At 36.1% G+C, this 6420-nt stretch carries 6 protein-coding genes; 1 reads left to right on the forward strand and 5 read right to left on the reverse strand.

Annotation, left to right across the window (positions count from 1 at the left end; translation table 11 throughout):
• Window positions 1-58: 58 nt before the first annotated feature.
• The 5 genes from F6K22_RS19165 to F6K22_RS19185 all read right to left on the reverse strand — a co-directional run bounded on the left by F6K22_RS19165 (window position 59) and on the right by F6K22_RS19185 (window position 4532).
• Entirely contained in the window at window positions 59-292 is a 234-nt protein-coding gene (locus tag F6K22_RS19165; RefSeq protein ID WP_363273911.1) for a TIM barrel protein, read from the reverse strand.
• 155 nt (window positions 293-447) lie between these two features.
• Window positions 448-771 carry a sugar phosphate isomerase/epimerase family protein gene (locus F6K22_RS19170; protein WP_293101215.1) on the reverse strand — a complete coding sequence of 108 codons (324 nt, stop codon included), beginning with the start codon at window positions 769-771 and terminating at the stop codon, window positions 448-450.
• Window positions 772-1277: 506 nt separating this feature from the next.
• A complete protein-coding gene (locus F6K22_RS19175) occupies window positions 1278-2474 on the reverse strand; it encodes an MFS transporter (RefSeq protein ID WP_293101217.1) in 1197 nt (398 codons plus the stop codon).
• Window positions 2475-3031: 557 nt separating this feature from the next.
• On the reverse strand, window positions 3032-4201 hold the full coding sequence (locus F6K22_RS19180) for a 2-deoxy-scyllo-inosose synthase (RefSeq protein WP_293101220.1): 1170 nt from the start codon (window positions 4199-4201) through the stop codon (window positions 3032-3034).
• Between the two features lie 91 nt (window positions 4202-4292).
• The gene (locus tag F6K22_RS19185; protein WP_293101222.1) at window positions 4293-4532 is read right to left on the reverse strand and encodes a helix-turn-helix domain-containing protein; all 240 of its coding nucleotides are present in this window, start codon (window positions 4530-4532) and stop codon (window positions 4293-4295) included.
• 1525 nt (window positions 4533-6057) lie between these two features.
• On the opposite strand from F6K22_RS19185, the gene F6K22_RS19190 reads away from it, so the two are divergent.
• Window positions 6058-6420, forward strand: a 363-nt coding sequence (locus F6K22_RS19190; protein WP_375340172.1) for a transposase, incomplete at its 3' end; no start/stop codon positions are given.

Here is a 6420-nt window from a genome sequence, read left to right on the forward strand (position 1 = left end):
GTAAATCTATGAAAAAATACTCAAATTTTAGTTGACAGTTAATCTTTTGATTTGGGTTTTAAAAACCAAAGTCTACACCTAGTAACTGATAACTGTATTCTGCTCCATAATCAATTAACTTTTTATAGTAATCTAGAGCTGCCATTCTGGTTTGGCGATCGCTACTTCCCAAATCTACGTTACTAGGAGTCATGGAGAATATTTCTAATCCATTATCTGTTAAAATATCTTTCACCTTTTGAGGTAGAGTTTGATTAATATCTACATATAATTCGACTCCATCAAAACCCATCTCTGAAATTATTTTGGCAGTTTTTTCTAATTTATTCTGACCAAATATCCAGGTAGTAACACCGATTTTTCTTTGTCTGTTTATACTCCTTTCCTTAGTAAATCTATGAAAAAATACTCAAATTTTAGTTGACAGTTAATCTTTTGATTTGGGTTTTAAAAACCAAAGTCTACACCTAGTAACTGATAACTGTATTCTGCTCCATAATCAATTAACTTTTTATAGTAATCTAGAGCTGCCATTCTGGTTTGGCGATCGCTACTTCCCAAATCTACGTTACTAGGAGTCATGGAGAATATTTCTAATCCATTATCTGTTAAAATATCTTTCACCTTTTGAGGTAGAGTTTGATTAATATCTACATATAATTCGACTCCATCAAAACCCATCTCTGAAATAATATTGGCAGTTTTTTCTAATTTATTCTGACCAAATATCCAGGTAGTAACACCGATTTTTCTCTGTATAATTGTACTCATTTTCTTGGTAGATATATTACAAAAAAACTCAGATTATTTTTTCCCATAAATGGTTTGAAATTCCACCGTATATACGGTGTCTAAAATTGGTTTAATATCAATTCCCAAAAGTAATGCTATACTTAGGTAACACTTCAGTTATTAAGTAATTAAACTATACCTAATAATTTTTTTGCTAATTTGAGACGATTTAATATGAATTATTATTATTTTTACTTCTACCCCACTCCCCTACTCAAGATGCGGGTAGAAAAGTTTTTGAGAAATGGTATAAGTTTGTGCGCGGAGCAGCTTATAAAAGTATCTCCATCCAATTTTTCCTTCTCTCGGCGATAATTAAAGCCTTCCTTCTTCCTTTTTATATCATGTCCGGATAATTAGTGATTAAAAAAACTTTCTCCTTTTCCTCCTCTTTTTTATTGCTTATTGCTTCTTTCTTTCCTCCTGACTCCTGACTCCTCCGTAATTTATTTATAAGTATTCAACACATGATATTAAATATTAGGCTAATCAACAGTCACAAAAAGTTTACTAATTAACCCCAAACTCAAAACAGAAAAACCAGCAGCAGCGTAAAAAACTCCAGCCATTCCCCAAACTCCAAAAGCAACTCCAGCTAACAACGGACCTAATGCTTGTCCGATAGATAAAACCGTAGCATTAACACCCATAAAACCAGCGCGATAATCTTGAGGTGCGAATTTTCCTAACAATGCTTGAGTAGCAGGAAAACACATTCCATGAGCAGCTCCAAACAAAATACTAGGAATTAATAATAACCACATATTTTGTAGGAATGGAGTAACTATTACTGCCAAAGTATAAAGTACAAATGAAATTTTAATTAGGGTGAATTCTGATAGAGATTGGGGAAATAATGCTACCTGAGAAGAAACAAAAGCTAAAGATATAGCCATAGTTGCTAAAATAATTCCAATTTCCACATTAGAAGCTGCAAAAACATCTCCAGCTAACATCGGAATATAAGTAAAATAAGGACCGAAGAGCAATATAAATAAAGCAACTACTGCAAATAACAATCCTAATACCTGACTATTATTAACACTATGCCAAATATTTCTCAAATATACTTTCAAACGGAATTTTGGTGGCTTTTTAAACGAGGGTAATTCTAGGAAAAAAATCACAGCAAGTACAATGGGAACTGCTAGCAATGGTAATAAAAAAGGATAGCGCCATCCCCATGTTGCTAACCCCCCACTAATTAAAGGATACACTGCCAAACTCATGCCAATCATACTAGCGTTGAATGCCATTGCAGATGTCAGACTCTTACCTGTATACAAATCGCTAATTAACGTCAGTGCAAGAGATTCTAAACTAGCAGCTCCCACACCTTCGAGAAATCGCAATTCTAGTAATGTCCGAAAATTTGGAGCAAAACTACAAGCAACACCAGCAATAGCAAATAGTAATAAAGAAGGAATCAAAATTTGTTTTCTACCAAAGCGATCTGCTAAAACTCCAGATATGGGAGTTCCGATGGCGATAGGTACAACAAATGCTGTAATTACTAATCCCACTTTTTCCGCAGGAATTTGCAATTCTGATGCCATTGTTGGTAATACTGGTCCGATACTACTTGAACCCAAGACTGCCATCAATGTTATACCAATGATGATTTGCAGGTTTCTATCTAAGTAAATTTTTGTACTGTGACTGAGAAATTTACTGTTTTCCATTACTCGACTTTCCTGGTGAATGAATATTTGACAAGTATTGTTAATGTGAGCATCTTGCTTACGGACAGTCAGTTGGAGCGCAGAACTGTAGATTGCGTTGAGACAAGTTAGCAGAGCTTATCCGTTAGCGCAGCTTATCCTACGGATAAGGATAAACCCAACATTAGTTAGTAGGGTCAGCAAATAGCGATCGCTCTATATTCATGGTCAACCTGTTTGGAATTGCCTACCCTGCTCTATTCTCATGGGAGCAAGATGCTCCCTCCCACTACCCAACAATTCAATCTTGACAAACCATGAAATTTTATGCTAGAATATTAATCTACTCTACTCCTCCTTTAAGGATTTATCCTTTACCCCACTGGTAACCTTTGTCAGACAGGGAATAGGTTGTAGGGAAAACACGGGAAAAGGTGTAATTTCGATGATTAAATCCCCATAAAATCTCGATTTTTCTTCCTTTCCCTATGATTAAATTTATCAATCTTATTTCCCATCATTGTACTTACAAATAATCCTAGGTTTGACTGAGGAGAAGTAGAGTTAAATTACTGCAATTATGCAACAGCAAGTGCAACTTTTCTAGTTGCTTTTTTAATATAATTATCCAGAACTTTTTCTACCGTTTTATTGTCAACCGTCATCAAATAATCTCCTTCTGGATTATAACATTGACCGATTTTTTCTAACATAACAAACCGAAGCTCGTCCCCTGTTTTCTTATTATCTGCAATCATCGCCTTCATTAATAAATCAGTAGTTACATGCTCAGGCCAAGGATTATTAAATCCGAGTTTGTCATCAATAAAGTGGTGGTGCAAATCTACATCTTTTTGTGACATAAAGCCCAGTTCTTGCCCTAGTTCTGCTACTATTTTCATACCATAAGAAACTGCTTCTCCATGAGATAGTTTTCCTTTGAGCAGCCATTCCAAACCATGACCAAACGTATGACCATACTCTAGAATAATTCCATAATGTTTTTCCGTGGGGTCTTTTTTGAGAATTTCTAGTTTGGAAAGAATAATTTTATAAGCTAGGTCAGTTAACACCTGCTGGGAAAAATCAAGCTGGGGATTAAGAGTTTTTTCCAAATAATCCAAAAAGGTAGGTTCAGCAATAAAACCATTTTTAATCCCTTCAATAATGCCACATCGTTTGGAGAAAGGAGGCTCTGTTTTGAGGTATTTTGTATCTGCCCAAATAAACAGAGGACTATGATAAAGACCAAAGTGATTTTTACCACTTACACCATTAACCGCTTGTTTGTTACTGAGGGTACTATCAGTAATTCCAGTCATGGTTGTAGATACTTCGACAAAGTGAATTCCACGATAAATTAATCCAGCAACCAAACCGACAATATTTCCTACTGTTCCTCCACCAAAGGCAATTAATAGAGATTTTTTAGATACACCTTCAGTGACTAATGTTTCACATACTTGTTCTAAAACTGAGAAATATTTAGATTTCTCACCAGGGGGAACCATTTCTAGAAGACATTTGTATTCCGAATTCAATTCGTGGAACAGTTCCTCTCCGTAAAGCCCAAACATATTTTGCTCACAAAAGAAAAAGATTTTGTCTATCTCGTGTTTTGACAATTCTTTGAGAAAATGTTCTTTAATATCATATCCAAAATAAAATGGACTGGGTTTTTCCAGCTCGGTGCTGAGTTCAACCATTTTTCCTGGAGTCCATTCTTGTGTCATGTTATAGTCAACCATGATTTCTCCTTTGTCGATAAAGTGTTAATTGCTTTAATTTCTATAGTGAACTAATTAAGATTAATTGTCAGTAGATTCAATCTACAATTTCCTACAATATCCGATCGCGTTCCAGTCTGGCTTTAATTTCACCAGCTAATTGTCTAGCTTGATGATTAGGATTACCATGTTTGCTACACCATTGGCGAACAGTTTGGGGTTGCACTCCCATCAACTCGGCAAAATCATCTCTGTTAAACCCTTCTAAGTTATTCTGTAGTTCAAAGAGTAGTTGCACTGGGTTGTAATCAGATACTTGTATTCTTGCTAAATCGAATATTGTTTTAGGCATTGTCTCAATTTCCTTTTATTCGCAATATTAATTACTGAATCAACTGAAATCGCTTTTTCCCACACTTAACCGCGAGCGGTACAACGCTAACTTTCTTAAACTTAGAGGCTGACTGAAATGACCCTTAACAGCGAGCGGTACAACGCTAACTTTCTTAAACTTAGAGGCTGTTTGAGAAATACCCCATGGAACCGATGAATCCGTGCAAACCTAACCTTCCTATCCCCCCTTAGAAAGCTATGCCTTATAAACATTTTTCTTAACATTAAACTTGACAAAGATAGACAAGTTATGTGTTTATGTTTGAGAGGCTTTTTCCTCAAAAATCATGTATTGAAAAGTACATTTTTTGAGAACTTAAGTAGTTTTGCTTAGTGGGACTTAAACAAAACAGAGTCATAAAATAGCCTCAAATATATATAGGCAGAGTGTTTCAGCTCAAAAAGGTATAAATCCTTAACTGTCAAGGGTTTTAGCAATTTTTATGGGATCGACGTAATTCCCTTGTCTAGACTGAATTACAGCCATTTTTTCGACCATAAAATGTCTAAGTACCACTAGCTAAATTGACTCTTTCTCCCTTCTCCCCTACTCCCTGCTCCACTCCTCCCCATAAGCTTTCCAGAAGTTCCTTATAACGGATAGCTTAGAAAGGGGGGAGGAGGGAATGGGGGTTAAAAAGCCTCTCTCCTTTTGATAAATTGTTAATAAAAAAGTTATTAAGCTAGATTTGCTCATGGCAAGTTGTCCCAAGCTCAGTATGTTGTAATTTTCTACTGCGACTTAGTTTAGAGCCTAATCCCTTAATTGAAATATATTCTCAATATTTTTTAAAATTCTCAATAAACCCGATAAATTTGGGGTTTGTTGAGAATAGTCTGCGATCGCAAGTAAAACTATCAGGAGCGGTTTTACTTGGTAACCGACCAACCTAAATCAAGCAAAAGTCTTAACTAAAGTTAACCTTAGCAAGCTGAATAAATCCCAATCAGTTTTTTGATAATTCTGTATAGCTGAATACACTATGCAGATATTATCCACTTATTAAAATTAAATATTATTAAGCTTCTATTTTTTCACCGATAGGGGTCATTTCAGCTATCAGTTATCAGTACCTGCAAATGAAGCCAGAAGCCTAAAAAAAAGTAGGGGTTTGGTGACCAAACCCCCACTTTTATATAGAATCCGGTCAACAGTAGTCATTGCGACGATAGGAAGCAATCTCAGGGATGCGCGGAGATTGCTTCCTTCCACTCCGTTCCAGTCGCTGCGGACGCAGGCTCTAGTAATTATCCGGATTTTATCAAAGTTGGACGAGAGCTTGAAAACCATGTCGCTTTAGTGCATGGATGAAAAGCTCTGCGCGCGACTTTAGTCGCCTGTAAAAATATTCTAATCTTCCTTGGCATTTTAATGGCTGGTTATGCTATAATATATGGCATAAAAGAAAAAAAGTAGGTCGAGCCAAAATAATAATTTCAGCCAAGCTGACGGTTATTATGTTCAATTTGCTATTCAAGTAGACATAAAGATTGAGACTAAACCAACAGGGAACGCAGTAGGTTTAGACGTCGGAATCAAGTATTTCTTGGCTGATAGTAATGGTAATACCGCAGAGAACCCACAGTTTTATAGAAAGTCTGAAAAGCAGTTAAATAGAGCAAATCGTCAAAAATCTAAGAAGTACAACAAAGGTACAAAACCACAGTCACACAACTATCATAAAGCTAGAAATAGATATGCACGGAAGCATTTAAGAGAGGGACGTTGCATGCAACGTCCGTACAGGCAGCGTAGAGAGTACGCTAAGAGAGTAGCGTATTGCGTAGTTCAATCTAACGATTTGATAGCATATGTAGACGCGGAGCGGCGTGCCGAAGGCAGACTT

It is taken from the genome of Okeania sp. SIO2F4 (assembly GCF_010672385.1).
Taxonomy (GTDB): Bacteria; Cyanobacteriota; Cyanobacteriia; order Cyanobacteriales; family Microcoleaceae; genus Trichodesmium.

Bases quoted from the DNA above. Each gene is read 5' to 3' on its own strand.
- F6K22_RS19170 (WP_293101215.1), bottom strand. From the start codon at position 771: ATGAGTACAATTATACAGAGAAAAATCGGTGTTACTACCTGGATATTT.
- F6K22_RS19175 (WP_293101217.1), bottom strand. From the start codon at position 2,474: ATGGAAAACAGTAAATTTCTCAGTCACAGTACAAAAATTTACTTAGAT.
- F6K22_RS19180 (WP_293101220.1), bottom strand. From the start codon at position 4,201: ATGGTTGACTATAACATGACACAAGAATGGACTCCAGGAAAAATGGTT.
- F6K22_RS19165 (WP_363273911.1), bottom strand. From the start codon at position 292: ATGGGTTTTGATGGAGTCGAATTATATGTAGATATTAATCAAACTCTA.
- F6K22_RS19185 (WP_293101222.1), bottom strand. From the start codon at position 4,532: ATGCCTAAAACAATATTCGATTTAGCAAGAATACAAGTATCTGATTAC.